The 22865-nt window shown below is 69.6% G+C and carries 17 protein-coding genes and 6 pseudogenes; 13 read left to right on the forward strand and 10 right to left on the reverse strand.

Going from position 1 to position 22865, the window contains the following annotated elements; genetic code table 11:
• Nucleotides 1–109: 109 nt before the first annotated feature.
• A pseudogene (locus DNK56_RS14935) lies at nt 110–809 on the reverse strand (transposase); the annotation flags it as partial.
• 206 nt (nt 810–1015) lie between these two features.
• Between DNK56_RS14935 and DNK56_RS14940 the strand changes: the two are divergent.
• Together DNK56_RS14940 and DNK56_RS14950 are read left to right on the forward strand one after the other, a co-directional pair.
• Nucleotides 1016–2064 (forward strand): annotated as a pseudogene (locus DNK56_RS14940) (IS3 family transposase).
• A gap of 526 nt (nt 2065–2590) precedes the next feature.
• Nucleotides 2591–3754: an IS4 family transposase gene (locus DNK56_RS14950; protein ID WP_111329449.1), complete on the forward strand. Its 1164-nt coding sequence runs from the start codon at nt 2591–2593 to the stop codon at nt 3752–3754.
• Between the two features lie 309 nt (nt 3755–4063).
• On the opposite strand, the pseudogene DNK56_RS14955 reads toward DNK56_RS14950, so the two are convergent.
• From DNK56_RS14955 to DNK56_RS14970, 4 genes and pseudogenes are all read right to left on the reverse strand, one after another.
• Nucleotides 4064–4902, reverse strand: a pseudogene (locus tag DNK56_RS14955) (IS5 family transposase).
• A gap of 84 nt (nt 4903–4986) precedes the next feature.
• Nucleotides 4987–6051, reverse strand: coding sequence for a recombinase family protein (locus tag DNK56_RS14960; RefSeq protein ID WP_241989877.1), 1065 nt, complete (start codon nt 6049–6051; stop codon nt 4987–4989).
• A 356-nt stretch (nt 6052–6407) separates the two neighbouring features.
• A complete protein-coding gene (locus DNK56_RS14965) occupies nt 6408–7235 on the reverse strand; it encodes an alpha/beta fold hydrolase (protein ID WP_111334229.1) in 828 nt (275 codons plus the stop codon).
• An 86-nt stretch (nt 7236–7321) separates the two neighbouring features.
• A complete protein-coding gene (locus tag DNK56_RS14970) occupies nt 7322–7795 on the reverse strand; it encodes a MarR family winged helix-turn-helix transcriptional regulator (RefSeq protein WP_111334231.1) in 474 nt (157 codons plus the stop codon).
• Nucleotides 7796–7962: 167 nt separating this feature from the next.
• Here DNK56_RS14970 and DNK56_RS14975 point away from each other — a divergent pair, with 167 nt between their 5' ends.
• The 4 genes from DNK56_RS14975 (at nt 7963) to DNK56_RS14990 (ending at nt 12013) form a co-directional block, all read left to right on the forward strand.
• Nucleotides 7963–9420: an MFS transporter gene (locus tag DNK56_RS14975; RefSeq protein ID WP_446750461.1), complete on the forward strand. Its 1458-nt coding sequence runs from the start codon at nt 7963–7965 to the stop codon at nt 9418–9420.
• A gap of 149 nt (nt 9421–9569) precedes the next feature.
• Nucleotides 9570–10325, forward strand: coding sequence for an SDR family NAD(P)-dependent oxidoreductase (locus DNK56_RS14980; RefSeq protein WP_111334235.1), 756 nt, complete (start codon nt 9570–9572; stop codon nt 10323–10325).
• Between the two features lie 198 nt (nt 10326–10523).
• Entirely contained in the window at nt 10524–11330 is an 807-nt protein-coding gene (locus DNK56_RS14985; RefSeq protein WP_111334237.1) for an SDR family oxidoreductase, read from the forward strand.
• 140 nt (nt 11331–11470) lie between these two features.
• Nucleotides 11471–12013, forward strand: coding sequence for a hypothetical protein (locus DNK56_RS14990; RefSeq protein ID WP_111334239.1), 543 nt, complete (start codon nt 11471–11473; stop codon nt 12011–12013).
• 160 nt (nt 12014–12173) lie between these two features.
• Here DNK56_RS14990 and DNK56_RS14995 read toward each other — a convergent pair whose 3' ends face one another.
• Complete coding sequence (locus tag DNK56_RS14995; RefSeq protein ID WP_241989878.1) at nt 12174–13760, reverse strand: N-acyl-D-amino-acid deacylase family protein; 1587 nt, start codon at nt 13758–13760, stop codon at nt 12174–12176.
• 180 nt (nt 13761–13940) lie between these two features.
• Between DNK56_RS14995 and DNK56_RS15000 the strand changes: the two genes are divergently transcribed.
• Together DNK56_RS15000 and DNK56_RS15005 are read left to right on the forward strand one after the other, a co-directional pair.
• Entirely contained in the window at nt 13941–14513 is a 573-nt protein-coding gene (locus tag DNK56_RS15000) for a hypothetical protein (protein WP_146610474.1), read from the forward strand.
• Between the two features lies 1 nt (nt 14514).
• Complete coding sequence (locus DNK56_RS15005) at nt 14515–14961, forward strand: Tn3 family transposase (protein WP_111334245.1); 447 nt, start codon at nt 14515–14517, stop codon at nt 14959–14961.
• A 152-nt stretch (nt 14962–15113) separates the two neighbouring features.
• Here the strand turns inward: DNK56_RS15005 and DNK56_RS15010 are convergent, their stop codons facing one another.
• Nucleotides 15114–15575 (reverse strand): MarR family winged helix-turn-helix transcriptional regulator, encoded by a 462-nt coding sequence (locus DNK56_RS15010; RefSeq protein ID WP_446750466.1) that lies wholly within the window; start codon nt 15573–15575, stop codon nt 15114–15116.
• A 158-nt stretch (nt 15576–15733) separates the two neighbouring features.
• Between DNK56_RS15010 and DNK56_RS15015 the strand changes: the two genes are divergently transcribed.
• Nucleotides 15734–17236 carry an MFS transporter gene (locus tag DNK56_RS15015; protein ID WP_111334249.1) on the forward strand — a complete coding sequence of 501 codons (1503 nt, stop codon included), beginning with the start codon at nt 15734–15736 and terminating at the stop codon, nt 17234–17236.
• Between the two features lie 16 nt (nt 17237–17252).
• Nucleotides 17253–17591: a hypothetical protein gene (locus DNK56_RS15020; protein ID WP_199563751.1), complete on the forward strand. Its 339-nt coding sequence runs from the start codon at nt 17253–17255 to the stop codon at nt 17589–17591.
• 85 nt (nt 17592–17676) lie between these two features.
• Here the strand turns inward: DNK56_RS15020 and DNK56_RS15025 are convergent, their stop codons facing one another.
• Nucleotides 17677–18027, reverse strand: coding sequence for a hypothetical protein (locus DNK56_RS15025; protein WP_146610473.1), 351 nt, complete (start codon nt 18025–18027; stop codon nt 17677–17679).
• Between the two features lie 558 nt (nt 18028–18585).
• On the opposite strand from DNK56_RS15025, the gene DNK56_RS15030 reads away from it, so the two are divergent.
• Nucleotides 18586–19068 carry an NADAR family protein gene (locus DNK56_RS15030; RefSeq protein WP_111334253.1) on the forward strand — a complete coding sequence of 161 codons (483 nt, stop codon included), beginning with the start codon at nt 18586–18588 and terminating at the stop codon, nt 19066–19068.
• A gap of 40 nt (nt 19069–19108) precedes the next feature.
• Here DNK56_RS15030 and DNK56_RS15035 read toward each other — a convergent pair.
• Nucleotides 19109–19771, reverse strand: a pseudogene (locus DNK56_RS15035) (transposase); the annotation flags it as partial.
• Nucleotides 19772–20016: 245 nt separating this feature from the next.
• On the opposite strand from DNK56_RS15035, the gene DNK56_RS15040 reads away from it, so the two are divergent.
• The gene (locus tag DNK56_RS15040; protein WP_158558517.1) at nt 20017–20880 is read left to right on the forward strand and encodes a DUF1963 domain-containing protein; all 864 of its coding nucleotides are present in this window, start codon (nt 20017–20019) and stop codon (nt 20878–20880) included.
• 720 nt (nt 20881–21600) lie between these two features.
• Here the strand turns inward: DNK56_RS15040 and tnpA are convergent.
• Nucleotides 21601–21795 (reverse strand): annotated as a pseudogene (gene tnpA, locus DNK56_RS15050) (IS200/IS605 family transposase); the annotation flags it as partial.
• On the opposite strand from tnpA, the pseudogene DNK56_RS15055 reads away from it, so the two are divergent.
• Nucleotides 21779–22584: pseudogene (locus DNK56_RS15055) on the forward strand (RNA-guided endonuclease InsQ/TnpB family protein); the annotation flags it as partial. The pseudogenes tnpA and DNK56_RS15055 overlap by 17 nt on opposite strands.
• Nucleotides 22585–22865: the final 281 nt, after the last annotated feature.

Below are 22865 nucleotides of genomic sequence, written 5' to 3' on the forward strand. Positions count from 1 at the left end.
TCCTGGCAGACTGGTGATCTTGGTCGTGAACCCGTCTACCAGGAGCTTTCTTCATGCCCGCCGCCGGGGCTGCCGGCCCAACCACCCGTCAGGTTGGAAACGGCTCATTGTCCCCGGCGATCGCGCCCGGCCGGGTACGGGGACGTCGGACGGGCACGCGGACCCGGACCTTCTTGAGTACGGGGATGAACTGCGGGCCGTCGGCGGCCTGCCCTGCGGTCTGGACGATTGCCGGCGGGCGGCATTTCCGGTCGGCGGCGAGGTGGACCTTGCTGGTCTGTCCGCCCCTGGGACGTCCGAGGAGGGCGGCCTTCAGGCGGAGTCTGTGCCGCCGTCGGGCACGTCGCCGTTCTTCCCGCGCGGGATCGGTTTCGGCGTCCTGTCCGCTTTGTACTTCGAGCGGCCCCCTTCGACCTGGCCTTCTCCTCCTCGGCAGCGGCCTTCTCCAAGGCGGTGAGGACCTCGTCATCAAGGTGCGTCGCGGCCGCGTCGTGGTGGGCCCGGGCAGTGGTGGAGTCCACGCTGACCAGCAACAGGTCCACCTCACCCCGCTTCGCGGCTTCCGAGATCACGCCTTCCAGCAGGTCCCCGAACACGCCGGCGTCACGCCACTGCCGGAAGCGGTTGCGGACGGTCGACCAGGAGCCGAACTCTTTCGGCATCTCCCGCCACTGCCCGCCCGTCCTGAACCGCCAGATCACGCCCTCGAACTGCTGCCGCAGCCGCTCGGGGTACGGACCGTACTCGCCGATCGGCAGGTACGGCTCGATGAACTCCCACTCCGGGCCCGTCAGTTGCAGTCGCGTCACGCATGACGATCTATCGGATCAGGCCCCGCCGCGAAGGCGCATCCCGCAAATTGATCACGACTCGATACACGCCCTAGATTTATTGATCACGAGCGTTGTTGACACTGGTCTGGTCTTGAACACGGCGAAGACCTCCGGTGTGGTGGGAGCTGTCTAGGAACACTGAACCGCCCCGGGTTTGATGGAGACATTGAAGACCCGGAAGGATGCCGGCCATGGCTGCTCCCCGTAAGTACTCCGACGAACTGCGTGAGCGCGCGACCCGGATGGCGGTTGAGGCCCGCAAGGACCCGGCCGCGCGGACCGGTGCGGTGAAGCGGATTGCCGACCAGCTCGATGTGCACCCCGGGGCCCTGCGGACCTGGGTCAAGAGGGCCGAGACCGACGAGGCCGGCGTGCCCGGCGCCACGAGCGCAGATGTGGCCCGGCTCGCAGAGCTGGAACGCGAGGTCAGGGAGCTACGGTGGCCAACGCGATCCTGAAGTCCGCGGCGAGTTTCTTCGCGGCGGAGCTGGACCGTCCACTGCGCTGAAGGTCGCCTACATCGACCAGCACAAAGAGGAGTTCGGCGTCCAGCCGATCTGCGCAGCCCTCGCGGGCACCGACGCCGAGATCGCGCCGAGCACCTACTACGCCGCCCACGCACGCCCCGAATCGTCCCGCAGCGTCCGCGACCAGCGCCTCACCGAGGAGATGCGCGTGATCCACCGCGAGAACTACGGCGTCTACGGCGCACGCAAGGTCCACGCCGCGACTCCTGAGAGGCGAGTGGACAGTGGCCCGCTGCACCGTCGAACGGCTGATGCGCGCCGACGGCCTGCGCGGGGTGTCCCGGGCCAAGGGCCCGCGCACCACCCGGCCCGCTCCCGAGACCGACCGGCCCCGCGACCTGGTCAACCGCCAGTTCACCGCCGACACCCCGAACCAGCTGTGGGTCGCCGACATCACCTACATCCGCACCATCTCCGGCTGGGTGTACGCCGCCTTCGTCATCGACGTGTACTCCCGCATGGTCGTCGGCTGGCAGGTCGCCACCTCCCTCTACACCGACCTCGCCGAAGCGTTCAACAGCCTGTTCAAGGCCGAGCTGATCCGCAGCAAGGGCCCCTGGACCGGCATCAACGACGTCGAGATCGCCGTCGCCGAGTACATCGACTGGTTCAACCAGCGAAGACACCACGGCGAGCTCGGCCACATCCCACCCGCCGAGTACGAGGCGCTCTACGCAACGACCGGCGCCTCACTGACCCCCTGAAACCCAGCTATCCCACCGTCCACAAAACCCAGGGCTTGACACTCCAGGTACTGGAACTATCGTCGATCGATGGAAGCGTCACCAGGCATGGCGGTGCCTCGACCGAGCGGCCGCCGTTTGCGACGAAACAAAACTGGGGGGTTGGTTCTCGTTGAAGAGGCCCTACTGGCAGCCGTATTGGTGGCGGCTGCTGTTCCGTGAAGGCGGTTCGTCAGAGTGGAAGGCGATGGGTCCCGAGTCTGTCCGTCAGGTTCCGAACGATGCGCTGAAGAACGCGTCCCTCGAGGCGTGGGCCCACGCCTTGCTGGAGGAGGCGCCGGACGAGCTGGGCGACCTGTGCGGCGACCTACTTCTCGAGTGTTATGAAGAGCCCGCCCCCGCGGAAGGCACTCGACCCGTCTATTCACGCCGGATACGGCTGCCGGGGTACACGCCAACGTCGCTCGCTTAGTTCATGATCGCGTAGAGTCTCGGTCTTGTGCCGAGAGATCACATAGTTGGTGAGACGTACCCGGAGCGGGTCCGGATGGGGGTGCTGTCGCGTACGTTCACGCCCGAGCTGGTCGACTTCGTGGTCGATGAGGCGGGGGCGCGCGAGGAGCGGACCCGGTCGTTGCCGGCCCGGCTGATGGTGTATTTCGTCCTGACGATGTGGCTGTTCAGCGGTGACGGATACGGCCTGGTGCTGCGGGAGTTGGTGGAGCACTGGCCGCGCCGGGCGCGGGAGGTGTGGCGTCCGGCGCGCACGGGGTCTCTGACAACGGCGCGGGCCCGGCTGGGTGCGGGGCCGCTGCGACTGCTCTTCGACCGGGTCGCCGGTTGCACCGGCACTGCGGCCACGCCGGGGGCTTTCTGGCGCGGGCTGCGGCTGACCTCCATGGACGGCACACTGCTGGACGTTCCTGACAGCGAGGCGAACGCTGCCGCCTACACCCGTGCCTCCAACGGAAATCGGCCTGGACCGTACCCGCAGGTGAGGCTCCTCGCGCTGGTGGAGTGCGGCACGAAGGCGTTGATCGGTGCGGTCTTCGACTCCTTCGCCGTCGGCGAGCGCACCTTGGCCGCCCGCCTCCTGGTGCACCTGCGGGAAGGCATCCTGTTGATGGCCGACCGGGGCTTTCCAGCCTATGAGCTGTGGCGGGCAGCCGCGGTCACCGGGGCCGAACTCCTGTGGCGGGTCTCGGATTCCTTCACCCTGCGGCCGCATGAGGTTCTGGCCGACGGCACCTTCCTCACCCGCCTGAACGGGCCGCGCGGCGCCCGGATCACCGTGCGCGCCGTGGAGTACACCGTGGTCACCACCACGATCGGCGCGGACGGCGACAGTGAGGAGACCTCGGAGCTGTTCTGCCTGATCACCACGCTCCTGGACCCCGAGGCGGCACCCGCCGCAGAGCTGGCAGAGCTGTACACCGCCCGCTGGACCAGCGAGACGATCTTCAAGCACATCAAGATCGAACAGCGGGGAGGACGCACCGCGACCCTCCGGTCCAACAGTCCCGCCATGGTCGAGCAGGAACTGTGGGCCATGCTCTGCGTCTACCAGGCCGTACACGACCTGGCCGTGGACGCCGCCCACCACGCGAACCTCCCCGTCTCGCACATCAGCTTCAAGAACACCCTCGCCGCCGCCCGACGTTCCGTCGGCGCGGACTTTCCCCCCTCGGCAACTGGCCGCCAGGATCCGTGACATCCAGGCCGACCTGACCCGCGAGGCCGTCCGTCCCCGCCCCGGACGTGCCGCACCCCGCGCCACCAAACGCAGCACCACCGGATACCGCACCCTCAAACCGGACGAGCCCGCCACCACCAAGGTCACCCACACGATCAGCCTCTCGCTCTTCCCCGAAGAACGACGACCACGCAAGCCGCGGGCGAAGCCGAGACCCCTGCAACTCGCCCCGCAGGAAACGACGTCACCGACACTCAAAGACATGGCGACGGCCATCTAATAGAGCGACGTTGGGGTACACGCCGCGCCCGCGTAGATAGGTGGCACTCATCGTCGCTTCGGGCGGTCGTCCCAGCGGTGGGTGATCCAGGCTTGTCGGATCAGGCTACGGACGGTGATTATCGTGTCTGCGAGGTCGAAGAAGGCGTTGATGACAGTCGTGCGGCGCTCGTAGCAGCGGGCGAGGCGGTGGAAAGCGTTCTGCCAGGAGTGGGCGCGCTCGACATGCCACCGCCGACCGGCCTGGATGGGCGCCTTCTCTCCCTTGTGCGCGATGCGGCCGTGCAGGCCGCAGGCGGTGAGCTCGGTGCGGGTCTTGTCCGAGTCATAGCCGGCGTCCAGGTGGACGGTGATGTCGTCGGGCAGCGGCCCGAGGTCGTCCAGCAGGTCCAGGGTCGGGGCGAGCAGCGGGGAGTCGTGGCGGTTCGCACCGGCCAGGACCCTGCCGAGCGGGATTCCGTAACCATCTGTCATGCCCGAGCGTTTCAGGCCCTGTTTCCCGCGGTCGACCGGTGAGCGGCCGGCTGCCTCACCACCGCCGGGGCTTTGGTGATGGAGCCGTCGATGGCGATCTGGTCAAGCACGAGCCCGACGATCCGGTCGTAGGATTCCAGCGCGATCTGCTTGAGCCGAGCGAACAGGCCCAGCCAGATCCACTCGTCGCGGCGGTTGCGGATGGTGGTCGCCGAGCAGCTCGTGTCGGCGACCACCTGGTAGGAGCAGCCGAACCGCAGTAGCTGCAGCAACTTGTCGAACACGATCCGGTCGCTGATGCGGGGCCGGTGGCAACCGAGCGGGTGGGACGGATCGACCGTCGGGTGCTCAGGCAGCAGCACCGCGAATTGGTCCCAGAGCGGGTCGGTCAGCCATGATGGCAGCACGGGCATAGGTCCCCCAGTGATCACAGAACGTCACAACTCCATGATTGCGGGTACCTGTGCCCGCCTCGCTGCCCGGGCACCCCACCCCACCTATCTGCGCAGCCTCTGAGCCGAGTCCGTCGGTGCGGGGCCTGGATCACTGGACGGCCCCGGCATCTGCGGCACCTCGCTCGTACCGCGAGGCCCGGGAACATCCCCGGCCTTCAGGGCGGCGAAGTCGGCGTGCGCGGTCTCGACGGCTTCGGGGTACGCCTCGCGCTTGGCGTGCTCGGCGAGCGCCCGGTAGATGCTGGCCACCGAGGGGCTCTGTCCCTTGCGCTTGCCGGTGGGGATGATCAGGTCGGGCCGGATCTGCTCGACCGACTCCCCGTTCGCCCGGCGTCGCAGCACGGTGTGGAGCATGTCGTCGGTGATGACCGGCGGCCGGCCGCCGTGCTTGCCCTTGCGGGCCGCGGTGTCGAGCCCCTCCAGCGTCGACTCGCGGATGTTCTCCCGCTCGGTCTCCGCCATCGCCGCGAAGAACGCGAACAGCAGCTTCCCCGGGCCGGTCGGGTCGTAGATGCCGGGCAGGGGCCCGGCGAGCATCTCCAGGACCAGGCCGTGGGCGGTGAGGTGGTCGGCGAGCGCGGTGAGCTCGGCGGCGTCGCGGCCGAGGCGCTTCATCTCGTAGACGGTGAAGATGACCCGGCAGTGCGGGGCGTGCGCCTTGACCTCCCGCGCCGTCCGCAGCGCCTCCTCGAACTTCGGGCGGACTCGCACTCGGGTGCTGATCTTCTCGCTGAAGATCTTGTCCCTGGGGATACCGTGTTTGCTCAGGGCGTCGAGCTGGGAGTCGAGTTCCTGCCCGAGGGTCGAGCAGCGTGCGTACCCGATGCGGATGTCCGCGCTCGGCAGGTCCGGGTCGATCGGTGCCGGCGGCGGGGTGCCCGGGCGCCACGGACGGCCCGGGCCGCGGTCGGCCGGGGTGGGCACCCGCAGTGCCTTCTTCAGCCGGGGCACCATGGTGAAGCGGCGGGTGTGGTAGGCGGAGGCGACCGCGCCGCCGCGCGAGCGGCAGGGTGAGCCGGGCTGGGCGTCGCACTTCGGACAGGCGTGCTGTTCGACGTCGTCGGCGTCCGACCGGTCGGTTGGTGAGGGCTGCTGAGGGTCCGTCATGGGCCCGGATTTTCGGACAATGCAAGTCTCAGAAGGGGGTCCGACCCGCTTTTGAGCGAGAACGGGTTCCGAGAGCGAATCAGGGTCGGGCGGGGACCTGACGGCCCGATTCTGATCGTGCTCGCGCAAAGGACCGTTTGTGAGAGTGGTTGCGCGTGCGGCTCAGGCTCTTGCTTCTTGTCGGGAGCGACAGTCATGGTGAGGCGGCTGGTGTCGCGGTCATGCGGTCGACTGCCGCTTCGCGGTGCCGCACGGGAGGGGGGCCTCGGCCTGACGGCAGGGGCCCCCTCCTGACGGGCATCGGTGACTTCCGGGTGCTGCTCGGTGGCGTTCCGTCCGGTCCGGCCGGTTGCGTGCTACTTCTTCAGGAAGTCCAGCAGGTCCTGATTGAAGCGTTCCTTGTCGCCCGGTACCAGGGCGATGCCGTGCGAGCCGCCCTTGTAGACCTTGAGTTCGGCGTCGGCGATGAGAGTGGCGGACTTGCGGCCGGTCGCGTCGATCGGGACCACTTGGTCGTCGTCGCCGTGGACGACGAGGGTGGGGATGTCGAACTTCTTGAGGTCCTCGTGGAAGTCCGTGGAGCCGAAGGCGTCGACGCAGTCGACGCCGCCCTCGATGGTCTGGGTCATGGCCATGTACCAGAAGGCGTCCTTGTTGCCCTGGGTGACCTTGTTGCCGTCGCGGTCGGCGGAGAAGAAGCCGACCGAGGTGTCCTTCCAGAACTGGGAGCGTTCCTTGACGATCCCGGCCTTGATGTCGTCGAAGACGGACTGCGGGACGCCTTCCGGGTTGTCCGGGCCTTGCAGCATCAGCGGGGGGATCGCGGAGAGCAGGACCGCGGAGCGGATCCGCCCGGTACCGTGGCGGCCGATGTAGCGGGCCAGTTCCCCGCCGCCCATGGAGTGGGCCACGAGGGTGACGTCCCGCAGGTCCAGGTCCGTGATCAGGTCGTTCAGGTCGTCGGCGAAGGTGTCGAAGTCGTACCCGTCGTAGACGGGGGTGGAGCGGCCGTGGCCGCGCCGGTCGTGTGCGATGCCGCGGTAGCCGGCGTCGGCGACCGCCTTGAGCTGGTCCTGCCAGGCGTCGCCGCTGAGCGGCCAGCCGTGGATGAAGACCACCGGGCGCCCCTGGCCCCAGTCCTTGTAGAAGATCTCGACACCGTCTCGCGTCGTGCAGACCGGCATGGCGTGTCCTTTCGCTGCAGGGAACGGGATCCCCTTTGCGATGATCGCGCCGACCGCGTGCGGACGCGAGTCGCCCGAAGGGCGGGCTAATCCGTGGCGGAGCGTGTCCGCCCGAGCCGTTCGAGGCGCTCGGCGCTCTGGTTGAACTCGGCCAGGAGGGTGACGAACTCGTCGACTCGTTCGCCGCTCCATCCTGCCGTCTCGGCCAGGCGGGCGGTGCCCGCGCGGCTGACGGCCCGGTCAGCCTCCAGGCGCTCCAGCCCCAGGGCGGTGGGCCGGATCCTGCGGGCCACGCCGCCGGCGGGGTCGGGGATGCGCTCCACGAGGCCCTCGCGGAGCATGGCGCTCACCTGGCGGTTGATGGTGGAGGCGTCCGCCTGGAAGGCGTTTGTCAGCTCTTTGAGCGTGAGGCCGTCGCCGGTCTCCAGGCGGGTGAGCAGGACGTAGGCCGAGCGGTCCAGGCTCTGACCCGCGCGGGGGCCGCGCAGGGCGACGAAGTGCCGCGACAGCAGGGTCACCTCCCGCTCCATGTCGCTCACCCGGTCTTCCCGCGCCTTCATCGCCACCCCGTTCCTTCCCTCTGGTCGACAGCTTCATCATCGCGCGCTCCGCCCGGAGGCACCTCATCATTATATGCATCTTACACATGATGTGTAAGATGCATATGTGGCGCGGTTCGCGTCCGCAACGCCTCACAGGCGTTCGTCCGACCGAGGAGCAGAGTCCGTTGTCAGCCAAGTCCATCCGCACCGCGGGACCGGGAGCGGTCACCGCGGTGATCGCGATGAGCGGCGTCGTGGTGTCGCTCATGCAGACCCTCGTCGTGCCGATCATCCCGAAGCTGCCCCAGCTGCTGGACACAGGACCGTCCAACGCGTCCTGGGTGATCACCGCCACCCTTCTCGCCGCGGCCGTGATCACCCCCATCGCGGGGCGTCTGGGGGACATGTACGGCAAGCGCAGGATTCTCATCGCGAGCCTGCTCTCGCTCATCGCCGGTTCCGTGATCTGCGCCGTGTCCGACAGCCTGGTCCCGGTGATCGCGGGGCGGGTGCTGCAGGGGCTGGCCACCGGTGTCATCCCGGTCGGCATCAGCATCCTGCGTGACGAACTGCCCGCCGACCGCGTCGGCGGCGCCGTCTCGCTGGTCAGCGCCACCCTCGGTGTGGGCGGCGCGATAGGACTGCCGGTCGCGGCCGCCATCGTCCAGTACGCCCACTGGCACGTGCTGTTCTGGCTCGCCGCCGGCCTCGGAGCGATCTGCCTCGCCCTCGTGGCAGCCCTGCTGCGTGAATCCCCGAACCAGTCGCCCGGCCGCTTCGACACGCCCGGCGCCGCCGGTCTGGCCGCCGGCCTGGTGCTCCTGCTGCTGCCCGTCACCAAGGGCGGCGACTGGGGCTGGACCAGCGGCACCACCCTCGGCCTGTTTGCCGGCGGCCTGGCGGTGATGGTGCTCTGGGGCTGGTACGAGCTGCGCGCCCCACAGCCGCTGGTGGACCTGCGGGTCACCGTCCGGCGCCCGGTGCTGTTCACCAACCTCGCCTCGATCCTGGTCGGCTTCGCCATGTACGCGATGTCCCTGACCCTTCCGCAACTGCTCCAGTCGCCCGAGGCCACGGGGTACGGGCTCGGACAGTCCACCCTCGCGGCGGGCCTGGCGCTCGCCCCGGGCGGACTGATCATGATGGCCCTGTCACCCGTCTCCGCCCGGATCACCGCGCGGCACGGTGCCCGGGTCTCGCTGCTGATCGGTGTCGCGGTGATCGGCGCCGGCTACGGTGCCGGGCTGCTCCTGATGTCCGAGGTGTGGCAGATCATCGTCATGTCGATGATCGTCAGCGCCGGTGTGGGCATCGCCTACGCCGCGATGCCGGCCCTGATCATGGGCGCCGTGCCCGTGACCGAGACGGCGTCCGCCAACGGTGTCAACGCGCTCATGCGGTCGATCGGAACGTCCGTGTCGAGCGCGGTGATGGCCGCGATGCTCGCGAACATGACCATGCAGCTCGGCCCGGCCTCCGTACCGAGCGAACACGGCTTCCGCATGACCTACGTCGTGGCGATGCTCGCCGCGGCCCTCGGCCTCCTCCTCACCCTCGCGATCCCGCGGCTGCGACACTCCACCGCCCCGCAGAACACCGTGCCCGCCCCGGCGGACACTCCGGAACCCGCCCGCACCCACTGACCCGCCGCCCAGCCCTGGGCCGGCACCGGCGAGGCGGCGGCACGACCGCACGGCCCCCTTCGGGCCCGGCCGGCCCGCCTCGCCACTCACACCAGGGGCCACCGCCCCGACAGCCTGCACCGCAGGCACCCGCTGAAAGGAAGCAGCCCATGAGTTCCCTCACCCTGCAGGGGAAGTCGGCCATCGTCACCGGAGGAGCCTCCGGCATCGGCGGCGCCATCACGAAACAGTTCGTCGCCCGCGGCGCCCGGGTCGTCGTCGTCGACCTGCAGCAGGACGCAGGAGAGGCCCTCGCCCGCGAGCTCGGCGACGCGGTCGCCTTCCTGCGCGGCGACGTCTCCGACCGCGCGGTCGCCGACGAAGCGGTGGCTCTGGCGGCCGAGCGGTACGGAAAACTCGACGTCCTGGTCAACAACGCCAGCGTGTCCCGCCAGAAGCCCTTCGAGGAACAGACGGACGACGACTGGAACCTCGCCATGGACACCAGCCTCTACGCCACCCGCAACTTCATGCTCGCCGCCCTGCCCGAACTGAAGAAGACCGGCAACGCCACGGTCATCAACTTCGCCTCCGGCGCCGGCCTCGACGGCCAGCCCAACCAGGCCTCCTACGCCGCCACCAAGGAAGCCATCCGCGGCCTGAGCCGCGTCGTCGCCAACGAATGGGCCCCGCACAACATCCGCGTCAACGTCGTCTGCCCCATGGCCCTGACCGCGGGCGTGGCAGCCTGGGCCGAGGCACGGCCCGAACAGTACGCCGAGTCCGCCGCCAAGGTGCCCCTGGGCCGCTTCGGCGACCCCGACCGGGACGTCGCCCCGATCGTCGCCTTCCTCGCGAGCGACGACGCACAGTACATGACCGGACAGACCGTCATGGCCGACGGCGGAGCGATCAAACTCCGCTAGCCCCACACGCCGGGCTCCCCCGACGCAGGACAGCAGGAGCCGCCCAGCCAGGCGGTGTGAGATCCGCCTCCACACGGCTGGCCGTCAGACGTCCGGGGACCCGTTCCGCCCGGCGCCCCGTTCCGGGGACGCCGGGCGGCTCCTTTACCGCACCCCTCAACCCCTACCCCCGCACCGAACCACCTGGAGAACACCGTCATGGGAACCATCGCCGTCACCGGAGCCGCCTCCGGCATGGGCGCATCCATCGCCTCCCTGCTCACCGAGCAAGGACACCGCGTCATCGGCGTCGACCTGCGCGGCACCGACGTGGAGGCCGACCTCGGCACCCCCGAGGGCAGGGCTGCCGCGGCGGTCGAGGTCACCCGCCTCACCGGCGGGCGGCTCGACGGATTCGTACCATTCGCCGGAATCTCCGGCGGCGCCGGGCGCCCCGCGAGCCTGCTGGTCTCCGTCAACTACTTCGGAGCCATCGGACTGCTGGAACAGCTGCGCCCTTCGCTGGCCGCCGCGGGGGAATCCTCCGTGGTCCTCGCCTCCTCCAACTCCATCACCACCCAGCCCGGCTGGAACCCGAAGCTGGCCGAGGCATGCCTGGCGGGCGGCGAAGAGGCGGCGCGCGCCCTCGCCGACTCGCTGACCGACGACGGCGGTGTCCTCACCTACCCGGCCACCAAGGCCGCCGTCGCCTACTACACCCGCACCCGGGCCGCCGACTACATCAAGGACGGCATCCGCCTCAACGCCATCGCACCGGGCTTCATCGACACCCCGATGACCCAGGCCGGCCGGAAGGACCCCCAGATCGCCGCCGGTATCGAGACGTTCCTCGCGTCCATCCCGGCGGGCCGCGCGGGCACCCCGGAAGAGGTCGCGGAACTCGTGCTCTTCCTGCTGTCCGCCAAGTCCGCCTACTGCGTCGGAACGGTCATGTACAGCGACGGCGGCCTGGACGCCAAGCTGCGCGGCCTCGACTGGCCCAAGGTCTGGACGCCCCAAGCCTGACCCGAGGCTCGCCGGCGGACCGGCCGGACACCGGTGAGTCCGGCAGCGACCCGCTCACCGGCGTGCCGGACCCGCGACGCACCCGGATGCCACGCGCGTCGTGCGACCCCGCGTCCGGTCCAGGACCGTAAGGTCCAGGCATGAGCGATCTCGATGACGCGGGGTCCTCGCCGTCCGGTGAGCGGGAGTCCTCCGCCCTGGTGCTCGAAGCCCTGAGCGAGCGCCTCAAGGAACGGATCTACGCGGCGATCACCATGCTGGCCGTGGTCGTCGGCATGGCGCAGAACGCGCACACCCGGCACCGGACAGCGGCGCTCTACATCACCGGGACGGCGGTGGGCCTGTGGCTGGCGACTCTGGTCGCCGACACCCAGGCCCACCGCGTGATCCACAGACGCATGCCCGTACGCCGTGACCTGAGGCACCTCGCGTTCGTCAGCAGTCCGCTGCTGTCCTGCGCGGTGGGCCCGCTGCTGATGGTCGCGCTGTCGGCGGCCGGAGCCGTCGGCCTGTCCACCGCGCTGTGGATCGCCGTCGGCGTGGACGTCTGCTCGCTGGCCGGGTGGGGCTTCGCCGGCGGACGGCGGATGGGCGACGGCGTGCTGCTGTCGAGCGTGGCGGGAGTCGCGAACGCGGTGATCGGCCTGGGCGTGGTGCTGGTGAAGGTGGTCACCGGCCACTGAACGGGACAGGGCGGTGCTCCGGATCTACGGGCGGCCCACCGTACGGTGTCCTTCGGGTGCCGCCCGGCACCCGAGGTGCCGTGGGGCGAGGGCGGTCACCTCGGCGTGCTGCTCGGACCGCACCCCCCGGCGGCGGTCCGAGCAGCACGTCGGCCTCGGTTCAGGCCGGGAGCCCGGGGGTGCGGAGCAGCATCCGGCCGGGGCGGAGTTCCGTGGCGCGGCCGTCGGCGAGGACCGGTTCGCCGGCCACGTACACGTCCCGTACGCCGACCGCGTACTGCCAGGGGGAGTTGAAGGTGGACGTGTCGCTGACACGCGCGGGGTCCAGCACGGCGATGTCGGCGACCTGGCCGGGGGCGAGTGTTCCGCGATCCGGCAGGTCCAGGCGTGAGGCGGGGAGCGAGGTCATCTTGCGGACGGCCTCGGCGAGTTCGAGGATCCGGCGGTCGCGTACATACCGTCCGACGACCCGGGCGAAGGTGCCGAAGTTCCTTGGGTGCGGATGCCCGTCCCCCGGAGCGTGCAGTACCCAGCCGTCGCTGGCCACGCAGCTGCCCGGGTACCGCAGGACGGTGCCGACGTCGTCTTCGGCCATCGCGTGGTTCACGAGCAGCGCTTCTCCGGAGTGGGCGGCCAGCACCCGCAGGACGGCCTCTGCGGGCTCGACGTTCTCGTCCCGGGCGATGTCCGCGATGCTGTCGCCGGCCCGGTCGCTGTACGGGCCGGGCAGCACCTGCGCGATGATCACCCCTTCGGGCAGGAAGGTACGGCCCACGTTGCGGCGCACGTCGGCGAGGATTCGCTTCCGGGCCTCCGGGGCGGCCAGGCGCTCCAGCAGGGCGCCGGATCCGCCGTCCATGGCCCACTGGGGGAGCCGGGAGGTCAGCCGGGTCGAGGAGGCGGTGTAGGGGTACACGTCGCAGGCCACGTCCACGCCGTCCGCCGCGGCCTCGTCGATAAGTGCGAGCGCGGCCTTCACCTTGCCGTGGTTGGCGGGGCCCATCGCCTTGAGGTGGGACACCTGGAGGCGTACCCCGCTGGCCCCTCCCACGGTGAGTGCCTCGCCCACGGCCTCCAGCAGGGCGTCGCCTTCATCCCTCATGTGGGTGGCGTACAGCAGCCCGTGGGCGGCGGTCTCGGTCGCCAGGTCCACGATCTCGCGCGGGTCCGCGAAGGAGCCGGGCGCGTAGATCAGCCCGGTGGACAGGCCCTGGGCTCCCTGTTCCGCCGCCGTGGCGAGCAGGGCTCGCATCGTGGCGAGTTCCTCGTCGGTGGCCGTGCGGCGTTCGTCGCCGAGGACGGCCGCGCGTAGTGCTCCGTGGCCGACCAGGGGAGCGATGCTGACGGCCGGCCTCGCGGCGGCGACGGCGGCGCCGAAGCCCGCGAGGTCCCTCCACTGGCCAGGCGTTCCGACCGCGGCGTCCGGGTAGGGGAAGGTCGACAGGCCGCAGTTGCCGGTGACCAGCGTGGTCACACCCTGGCGCAGGCATGCCTCGGCGTCGGGGGTGTCCAGCACGGTGAAGTCGGCGTGCGAGTGCAGGTCGATGAAGCCGGGGGTGACGGTGAGCCCCGTGACGTCGCTGACGCGGGCGGCGCCGGCGGCCATCGACGGGGGCGTTGGCCCGACATGCACGATGCGTCCGCCCCGTACGCCCACATCGGCGCGGACCGGGGCGGCGCCGGTGCCGTCGACGACGGTGCCCCCGGCGAGGAGGAGGTCGAGGGGCAGAGCGGCGGGTGTGGACACGGGGACTCCTCGGTGGTGCGGCGGGATACGGGCGGCTGATGCCAGGGGGCAGCGGGAGGCCCTGGGGCGCGGCCGGCAGGTGCGCCCACGGAGCCGTCCGCCGTCGACGCTACTGCCGATCCTGGACGTCACCACCCAGGCCATGGATCCCGGACAATGTGGACTGCGACGATGACGGGCATGACGCATGGTTACAACGGCAGTCAGGTCCTCTTCCGGCAGGCCAAGGCACGCGCAATCGCCGCTCGGCGGTTCGTGGGAGAAGCGGATCAGGAGCAGGCGGAAGGCCGTTCCGGAATCGAACGCAGGCAGCGCGAGAAAGATGCCGTGATCGCAACGCTGGTCCTGGCCCAGGGGGCTGGCGAGGCATACGTCAACTGGGTCTTTCTCCAGGCCGGCGTCAGGCCGAGCGGCACATGGATCGACCGATGGGGCGGGCTTCGCAACGCCGCCCGCGAACTCGGACGTAATAACAAGTTCGGCCTTCCAAGTGAGCACCGGAGGTTCTTCAACGAGCTTGACGCGTGGCGCAACTACCTCCTCCACGGAGACGAGAGGTCCAGGAAGTCGCTTCGACAGGCCCTCGAAGCGCAGGGCAGGACAGATCTCACGAACGAGACTGATCTCCTTGACAGCGCCTACGCGGCCTTGGTGATGGACAGGGCCGAGGCAGCCTTCCGATGGGCCGAGCAGCAGACAGGCATCCAGGCCCCCTTCCTCGACGGCGCTTGGGCCGCGTTCGAGGAGTGCTGAGTTGACAATACAGATTCCACGGAATGCTGCGCTATCTCTCGGACGCGCCGCTGCGCGGCCGGGTGACGGCCGCGACCAACAAGGTATCGAGGCGTTCAACGGCTTCAGCGACTGGGTGCGCTTCGGCAACCGGGGCGTCATCACCGACAACGACCCGGTCGAGCAGGGGAAGGCGGTCAAGTTCAACGCCCTGCTCAGGAACTGCCTGATCTTCCACAACATCCTGGACATCGCCCAGGCGGTGCGCGAGCTGCAGGCCGAGGGCTGGAAGGTCGAGCCGGAGGACCTGGCGGAGGTCTCAGTCTCGCCCTACTTGACCGAGAAGATCATGCGATTCGGCGAGTACTCCACCCACGAGCTCGACTTGGCGCCGGAGGCGTACGAGCAGCACCTGGACGTCGACTTCGCCAAGCTCGACCCGCAGGACCAGGCCGGAACCGGACAGTAGCGGCACACGCTTCAGGGTGGTCGAAGCTGCGGCGTGCGACCTCGACCACCCCGGGTGCCCCGCCACGGCCGGGTGAACAGGGCCGGGGCGACGCCGAGTCAGCGGCCGACGCCGGTGGTCGGGGCCGGCGAGCCGGTCAGGGAGTTCGTCCATCAGGGAGTGCGGGGGGAGTGCGGTGTCACTGCGTTCTGTTCCGTGAGGTGGCTGTCCATGGTGGTGTTCAGGTCGGCCATGAACGCTTCGACCTGTTCGAGGAACTGGGGCGGGTAGGGCGACATCGCGGCGTCGAGGCGGTGGGCGAGCGGGCCGAAGAACTCGTCCGCCCTCTCCTGGATGTGCCCGCCGCTGCGCAGCGTGACGATGCGCCGGTCGGAGTGCTCGCGGGCGCGGGTGATGTGCCCCGCCGCTTCGAGGCGGTTCAGCAGCGCGGTGGTGGCGCCGGTGGACAGGGAGATCCGCTCGCTCAGCCGCGCCGGCGACAGGGGGGTGCCGCGCTCCTCGGCGGCGGCGATCTGCAGGACTGCGGTCGCGTCCGTGGAGTGCAGGCCCAGCCAGGCGGCGAAGCGCCGGCTGAGCTCGGCGTAGTGGCCGCCGTAGATCCTCAGCGATTCCATCAGCCGCTCACGCTGCTCTGCGACCCCGTCACGCACTGCTTCCTCCACGCCTCCGCCCTTCTCTCCTGTCACACGGTCCGCACGGTCATCCGCTTTGACAACCTACCGCCACCACTTTACCTTCATAATGGAATTACTTCACCATGGAGGTATCTGGAATGCGTGACCCGTCCCCCACCCCCGAGGAGACGACCGAGCCCTACCGGTGGCGCTGGCTGATCCTCGCGGTGATGATCGTCGCGGAGATCATGGACCTCCTGGACGCCTCGATCGTCAACGTCGCCGGACCGGACCTGGAGAGATCTCTTGGCGCCGGCTCGGTCGGGCTGCAGTGGGTGATCGGCGGCTACGCCCTCACCCTGGGCGCCGGCCTGGCGCTCGGCGGGCGGCTCGGCGACCGTTACGGCCGGCGCCGGATGTTCCTGATCGGACTCGCGGCCTTCACCACTGCCTCGCTGCTGTGCGCTATCGCGCCGAACATCGAGTCGCTGATCGCCTTCCGCCTGCTGCAGGGCACCGCCGGAGCGATGCTGCTGCCCCAGGGCCTGGGCCTGCTGCGCGAGAACTTCTCCGGCCCCGAGCTCACCAAGGTCTTCGCGATCTTCGGCCCCGTCCTCGGCCTGGGCGGCATCATCGGCCCGGTCCTGGGCGGCTTCCTCATCGAGGGCGACTTCTTCGGCCTGGGCTGGCGCTCGGTCTTCCTGATCAACCTGCCCATCGGCATCGCGGCACTGATCGTCGCCGCGAAATTCGTGCCGAAGAAGGCGGGCGACCGCACGGTCCGGGTCGACATGACCGGCGCCGCCCTGGTCGTGGCGTCCTGCGCCCTGCTGGTGCTGCCGCTCAACCAGGGCCAGGAGAACGGCTGGCCGCTGTGGACGTGGCTGTCCATGGCCGCCTCGGCGATCGGGTTCGCCCTCTTCGCCCTCCAGCAGCGCCGCACGGCCGCCGCGGGCCGCGAGCCACTGGTGACCCCGGGCCTGCTGCGCAAGCCCGCCTTCACCGTCGGCCTCGGAGGCATCGCCCTGTTCTTCGGCGGGCTCATCGGCACCCAGCTCGTGCTGACCCTGTTCCTCCAGATCGGCCAGCACTTCACCGCCGGAAACGCGGGACTGGGCAACCTGCCCCTCGCGGTGGGAACCGCGATCGGCGGCGCCATCAGCGGCGCGTTCCTCGCCGACAGGATCGGCCGCAAGGTGCTCCAGATCGGACCGCTGGTCCAGCTGGCCGGCGCAGCCGTGCTGTGGTTCGAGCTCGACGGCCTCGACGCCGCCTCGTTCTCGATCTGGGACATCGCTCCCGGCGTGGCGGTGTCGGGCATCGGCGCCGGCATGGTGATCGCCGCCCTGTTCAGCTTCATCCTGGCCGCGGTCGACGACGACGAGATCGGCTCCGCCTCCGGGGTCCTGTCGGCGGTCCAGGCCGTCGGCGGCTCCATCGGCGTCGCGGTCTTCGGCTCGGTGTTCTTCGCCCAGGCCAAGACCGGTGACTTCACCGGCGGCTTCCACCGCGCGCTGATCGTCCAGGCATGCCTACTGGTGGTCTTCTTCGCGATCACCTTCCTCCTGCCCAAGAAAGGCCGCCCCGAAGACGAGCAGCACGGCATCACCCCGAAGACGACTGCCGAAGGCTCCGGCACCAAGCAGCACCTCACTATCTGAGCCCCGGCCCGGGGCCGTGCACGACACGCGGGCCCCGGCCGGCCCGAACGGGACCGCACCGGGACCGCCGCCCGAGACGGCTTCCGGCAGGACACACAGCGTCCAGGCCCGCTTCGTCCGCAACAACCGGCTCGTGGACGCCCTGCAACGTCAGGCGTTCTGCTCGCTGCAGATCTCGCCCGGCGCTCGCCGCTACTACGACAAGCAACGAGCCCGGGCCCTGGACTACAACCCCGCCCCGCGCCAGTTCGGCAACCGCCTCGTCGGCATCCTCCACGGTTGCATCAGGACCCGCACCCTCTACGACGAGGCTACCGCCTGGTCACACCATGGGACCCTCCCAGCCGCAGTTTGACACCGCTACGGCACGGGATGTCTGACAGCAGCTGTATCGGCTTGTTCGTCCGCCATCGCGGCGACGGATGGTTCACTGCCTCGGTTCAGGGCCCCGCCACCGGGCTGACGAAACCGGCGACGACACGACCAGCCCGCGCCGCGGAGAGGAGTAAACCGTGGTCGACAGGTTCGCCGTCGTAGCCGTCGATGCCGACGAAGTTGATCCACCGCCGCAGGGGCGACCGGGCGATCACTCGCCAGGTCCGCTCGGCAGGTGCGGGCCACCGGAGTACGCCGTCGCGGTCACCGATCTCGACAGCCCCGTCAGAGAGCCGGTAGGTCACATGGCCGGGGTCCAGCATCGTGCCGACGGGCCAGCCGTCCGTGGCCGGGTCGGAACCCGGCAACGGCTGGTAGGGCTGGAACCCGAGGCGCTCCACGAGCTGGCCAGACACCGCTGGTGCGAGCAGTACCGATGGGGCACCAGTTCTCAAGAACGGCAGGACAGAGGACACAGCGCCGATTGTATCCGTCAAGCATTCTCTCGAACTTCACCCGTCACAAGGGACCACGCCGCACCCAACCACATCGCCACTCCGTGATCGGTGCGGCCCGCTACGAAACACGATCCAGCTCCCTGCCTGGACGGTCTTCCGGGGAACCAGTACAAGGGCCCCGATCCAGCCGGCGCGGAAACTCGGCAGCGACAGGCAGAGCGCCCAGACGCTTCTCCACCACGGCGCTGACCACGCACTCCATGCGAGGACGCACCGTCCGTGGCCGCAGGGACCGGGAAGACTTCGTCACACCCCGCCCAACGCGGCCACGACCCCAACGGACACTCCCGGCACCCCCGAACCAGCCACCCGCGAAGTACGGAGCTAGTGCTGTGGCCGGGAAGGGTCGCCGGGGCGCTGGTGCACTGAAGGGCCGGGCCTGGCGAAGAAATCTGGTTGCGGCGGCTGGGGCATGCCTGACACGGTGCGGTTTTCCGGAACACCCGTGAGGCTCGTATGGCGATTTACTTCTATGGCGCCGATGAAGTCCCTTATGGGTGTTTCTCGAACTTCTCCGATCACGGCTTCGACCTCGACGGGGTCTGGTGGCCGACCTCGGAGCACTACTTCCAGGCGCAGAAGTTCAAGGGCACTCGTCACGCGGATCTCGTCCGGCGTGCGCGTACGCCGCTGCGGGCAGCGGAGTTGGGCCGTGACTCGTCCAAGCCTCTGCGGAGGGACTGGGAGCGGGTCAAGGACGACGTGATGCGACGTGCGGTGGTAGCCAAGTTCCGCACGCATGCCGATATCCGTGACATTCTGCTGTCCACAGGCGGCGAAGAGATCGTCGAAGACACCACCACCGATCACTACTGGGGTCGGGGCAGGACCGGGAACGGCAAGAACATGCTCGGGCGGATTCTGGTGCGCACCCGTAACCAGTTGCGTGTCGAACTCGCTGAAGCCCTCGACGGCGATGGCCGCCGCCCGAGGCGGTGATCCGGGAAGCGTGTGCGGTGTGCCGCATGCGCGGGCGGGCTCAGGTCACGGCCTTGAGGATGGGCCGCCCTCCCCAGCGGATGCCTTTCTCACCGCGGATGTGGGTGCGTTCTCGGCGTTGTGCGGCGAGTATGTCGGGGTGGCGGGTGTTGGAGTTGCGCCGGCGTAGGTAGGCGTGCGGTGCCCGGGTCTGTACCGTGTGGTTGGGATAGTTCGAGTTGGCGATGGTGAACTGCCGCAGAGGTCCGAAGTGCGCCTTGATCGGGTTGGCCCACAAGGCGTAGGTCGGGGTGAAGCACAACTCGGCCTTGTGCTTTTTCGCCCAGCGGCGGATGCCGGCGCCCTTGTGGGCGGACAGGTTGTCCAGGATCACGTAGATCGGGGCGCCGTCGGGACGGGCGGCGCGGACCGGCTTCAGCGCGGCCAGCGTGTTCGCGACACCCTTGCGGCGGCGGTTGACGCCCCACAGACGGTCGTCGCCGACCGAGTAGCAGCCGTGGAAGTAACACACCCCGTGAGCGCGGTGGTAGGTGGCGGGCACCCGGTCGGGATGTTTCCGTTCGGCCCAGCACGAGCCTGGGGTGGGCCGGATGCCGAGCGGGCCGAACTCGTCGAAGGCGAAAACCCGGCCGGGGAAGCGGCGAAGGACCTCCTCGATCCGGTCCAGCTTCGCCTCGCGGTCAGGGCCGGGGGATTCCTTCCAACGCGCGGCGGCACCGGCCGCTTTTGTCGAGGACGGCCGGCACGCGGGCCTGGCGCAGGTCGAGAAGGAACCGTGCGGTGGGGTGCTGAGTGAGCGGGATGGCACGGTCGAGGATGTCCACGGCAGGGGGTTCCGGTGCGGGAAGCGCGGCCTTCCGTCGCGAGGCGCAGGCCGCCGGGCGCCTGTCCTACCCGGACGTCGCCGCGATTGCTCCGATCCCGAGCAGCCGGAGGTACGCTCCTCCGATGATCGAAGACCGGTACTCCAGCCTCGCAGCCGACCATCTGCCCGAGGCACTCGCCTCGCGCTGGACGGCCCTGCTCAGACCCTCCGCCCGCCTCCGCCGGGCCGTAGACGGCGAGGAGGCCGTGGCGGTCCTCGGCGGGGTCCCGGACCTTCCGGCCGATGTCGCATGGCCGGAGTGGCCGCCGCACGGGCCCCTGTCCTTCGTCGCCTCCGTGGACTGCGCGGCGCTGCCCCGCGAGGCGCTGGTGGAACCGTTTCCCCGGGGCGGCGCGCTGCTCTTCTTCGCTTTCGACGGCCAGGCCGACAGCGACGCCTTCGTCTCGCTCGACACGCCCGAAGGCCAGATGGGGCAGCGGGTGCTGCACATCCCGCACGGCACACCTGTTTCCCCCGCCCCGACGCCGCCCCAACTGCGCGCCCAGCCGCGCGTGGGACTCGTTGCGGAGCCCGAGCAGAGCGCGCCCGACCTGGGACTGCCCCCGGTCCGGGCCGCCTTGCTCGGTGACACAGGCGACGGCGGCGACTGGCCCGACCCTCGCAGGGCCCCCGCCGAGCTCAGGCCCTTCCTCCGTGCCTTCAATCGCCTCCGCGGACACATCGGGCACCAGTTCGGCGGCCACGCCCTGCCCATCCAGGGCCCGGTGGAGTACGAGGTGACGTATCCGGACCTGGGCGACACCCACTCCTGGGGCGACCGGTTCCACGACGAGGAGGCCCAACGCTGGCTGCTGCTCGCCCAGTTCGAGATCGACGCGGCCACAGAGACGTCGTACGGCGACGACCGCGCCCTCTACTGGCTGATCCGCCCGGAGGACCTCGCGGCCCGGCGCTTCGACCGGGCCCGGCTCACCGTGCAGTGCTGAACCGGCACCACGAACCGCACCGGCACTTCCGGCCCGCACCGGCACCGTGAGCCACACCGCCATCCCCAGCTTCGAACTCCTCGGCAGACAGCGACTGCTGAAACGCTCCTGAGACGCGCTCAACCGGTCGGAAATCCATGCGGGCCATCCTCCTTACCGGGTTCGCGGTCAACGGGGCGCGTTGCGGCGGGCTGCGGGGTCACGCCCGGCGACGTGCCGGGCGACCGCGTCGACTCCGGGGCGAGCGTAGCGTTCCAGGGAACGCACGGAAGCGTGCCGGGAGCGGGCCAACAGCATTGGCGTGGACGTACCGCCTTCGGTGTCGTGTGTCAACGCGCCATGTCTCAGCCGGTGCAGTGTCCACCCCTCAAGGTCATCGATGTCCCCGGGTGCGGCGAGCGGGTTGGCCAGCAGCCGGGTGGACTCCTTGAAGATCTCCTCCGCCCGGCGGTACGAGAGACGGGCCCGGCTGGTCTCCTCGCGGCCGGTGAGGAAAGCGGCCCGCGTGTGCGGCCGGAGACCAGGCGGAGCAGGAGCTGGGCGGTGAGGGCAGCCAGTTGATGCTGCAGCCCTACCTCGATGCGATCGACCTGGAGGGCGAGACCGATCTCATCTACCTCTTGATCTCGGCCAGTGCTCCATCCTTCAGGGCGGGGGTGAGACGCATCCTTGGCCCGGGGCCGCGAAGCGGCGGAGTTCGCTGCGGCTTCGGGGTGACGGTCAGATGGGCTGCTTCTGGTTCTCGATGTACTGCTTGACGACGGTCAGCGGTGCGCCGCCGCAGCTGCCGGCGAAGTACGAGCCGGACCAGAAGTGTCCACTCCACAGGTGCCGGCGGACGTGACTGTCGGATTCCTTGCGCAGCAGCCGGGCGGAGACTCCCTTGAGGGAGTTGACCAGCTTGGAGAGCTGGACCACTGCGTACCGGAACTTCTTCGACGGCCTCAAGGGCAAGCGCCCGCGCATGGGCGTACCCCGGTTCAAGTCCCGCAAGGACAACCGGCAGGCGATCCGCTTCACCGCGAACGCCGGGTGGAGGATCACGCCGGGCGGGAAGCTGCGCCTGCCGAAGATCGGCGACGTGGCCGACCCGGCGACCGACCTCGCCAGGATGCGGAGACGGATGCCGTGGTCGGCATCGACCTGGGCCTGTCGCACTTCGCGATCCTTTCCGACGGCACGAAGATCGCAAGCCCGCGCTTCCTGCGCCGGGCCGAGAGGCGGCTGAAGAGGGCGTAGCGGAACCTCAGCCGCAAGGCCAGGGGGTCGAACAACAGGACCAAGGCTCGCGTCAAGGTCGCCCGTGCTCACGCGCAGGTGTCCGACGCGCGGCGCGAGTTCCACCACCGGCTCTCCACACGGATCATTCGCGAGAACCAAGCGACTGCTGTGGAGGACCTGGCGGTCGGGGGACTTGCCCGTACACGCCTGGCCAAATCCGTCCACGACGCCGGATGGTCTGCGCTCGTCGCGATGCTGGAGTACAAGGCCGCGAAGTTCGGCCGGTCCTTTCACCGCATCGGGCGGTTCGAGCCGACCTCACAGGTCTGCTGCGTGTGCGGCGTCAAGGACGGGCCCAAGCCCCTCCATGTCCGCACCTGGGCGTGCGGGGCGTGCGGGTCCGTCCTCGATCGCGACATCAACGCGGCGGTCAACGTCGACAAGGCCGCCGGACTGGCGGTGCCAGCCTGTCGAGCGCACGTTGTTCGAGTGGAGGTGCAAAACCACCACCGTCCTGTCGCAGCAGGGCGGTTGAAGCTGGGGGCAGCCCGACCCGGGAGGTGCCGGGGAGGGTGGCAAGCGGCCCTGACAAAGCCGGGACGTGCCAGCACTGCCAGATGGTGCGGGTCCGGCAAGCAAGACGGAAAGGAGTACGCGAGGAACCGGTGCTGACGCCCCCTTACTCGACGCCAGCTCGAACCTGGTGGATGTGGGCTGGAATCGGTGTGTCCCCGCCTTGTACCTGGGGCGGGGAACTTCTCGGA

The organism is Streptomyces sp. AC1-42W, from assembly GCF_003248355.1.
Lineage (GTDB): Bacteria > Actinomycetota > Actinomycetes > Streptomycetales > Streptomycetaceae > Streptomyces.

Bases quoted from the DNA above. Each gene is read 5' to 3' on its own strand.
- DNK56_RS15015 (WP_111334249.1), top strand. From the start codon at position 15,734: ATGCGTGACCCGTCCCCCACCCCCGAGGAGACGACCGAGCCCTACCGG.
- DNK56_RS14970 (WP_111334231.1), bottom strand. From the start codon at position 7,795: ATGAAGGCGCGGGAAGACCGGGTGAGCGACATGGAGCGGGAGGTGACC.
- DNK56_RS14985 (WP_111334237.1), top strand. From the start codon at position 10,524: ATGGGAACCATCGCCGTCACCGGAGCCGCCTCCGGCATGGGCGCATCC.
- DNK56_RS14950 (WP_111329449.1), top strand. From the start codon at position 2,591: ATGGGGGTGCTGTCGCGTACGTTCACGCCCGAGCTGGTCGACTTCGTG.
- DNK56_RS15040 (WP_158558517.1), top strand. From the start codon at position 20,017: ATGATCGAAGACCGGTACTCCAGCCTCGCAGCCGACCATCTGCCCGAG.
- DNK56_RS14990 (WP_111334239.1), top strand. From the start codon at position 11,471: ATGAGCGATCTCGATGACGCGGGGTCCTCGCCGTCCGGTGAGCGGGAG.
- DNK56_RS15000 (WP_146610474.1), top strand. From the start codon at position 13,941: ATGACGCATGGTTACAACGGCAGTCAGGTCCTCTTCCGGCAGGCCAAG.
- DNK56_RS14960 (WP_241989877.1), bottom strand. From the start codon at position 6,051: ATGACGGACCCTCAGCAGCCCTCACCAACCGACCGGTCGGACGCCGAC.
- DNK56_RS15030 (WP_111334253.1), top strand. From the start codon at position 18,586: ATGGCGATTTACTTCTATGGCGCCGATGAAGTCCCTTATGGGTGTTTC.
- DNK56_RS14965 (WP_111334229.1), bottom strand. From the start codon at position 7,235: ATGCCGGTCTGCACGACGCGAGACGGTGTCGAGATCTTCTACAAGGAC.
- DNK56_RS15010 (WP_446750466.1), bottom strand. From the start codon at position 15,575: ATGGAATCGCTGAGGATCTACGGCGGCCACTACGCCGAGCTCAGCCGG.
- DNK56_RS14980 (WP_111334235.1), top strand. From the start codon at position 9,570: ATGAGTTCCCTCACCCTGCAGGGGAAGTCGGCCATCGTCACCGGAGGA.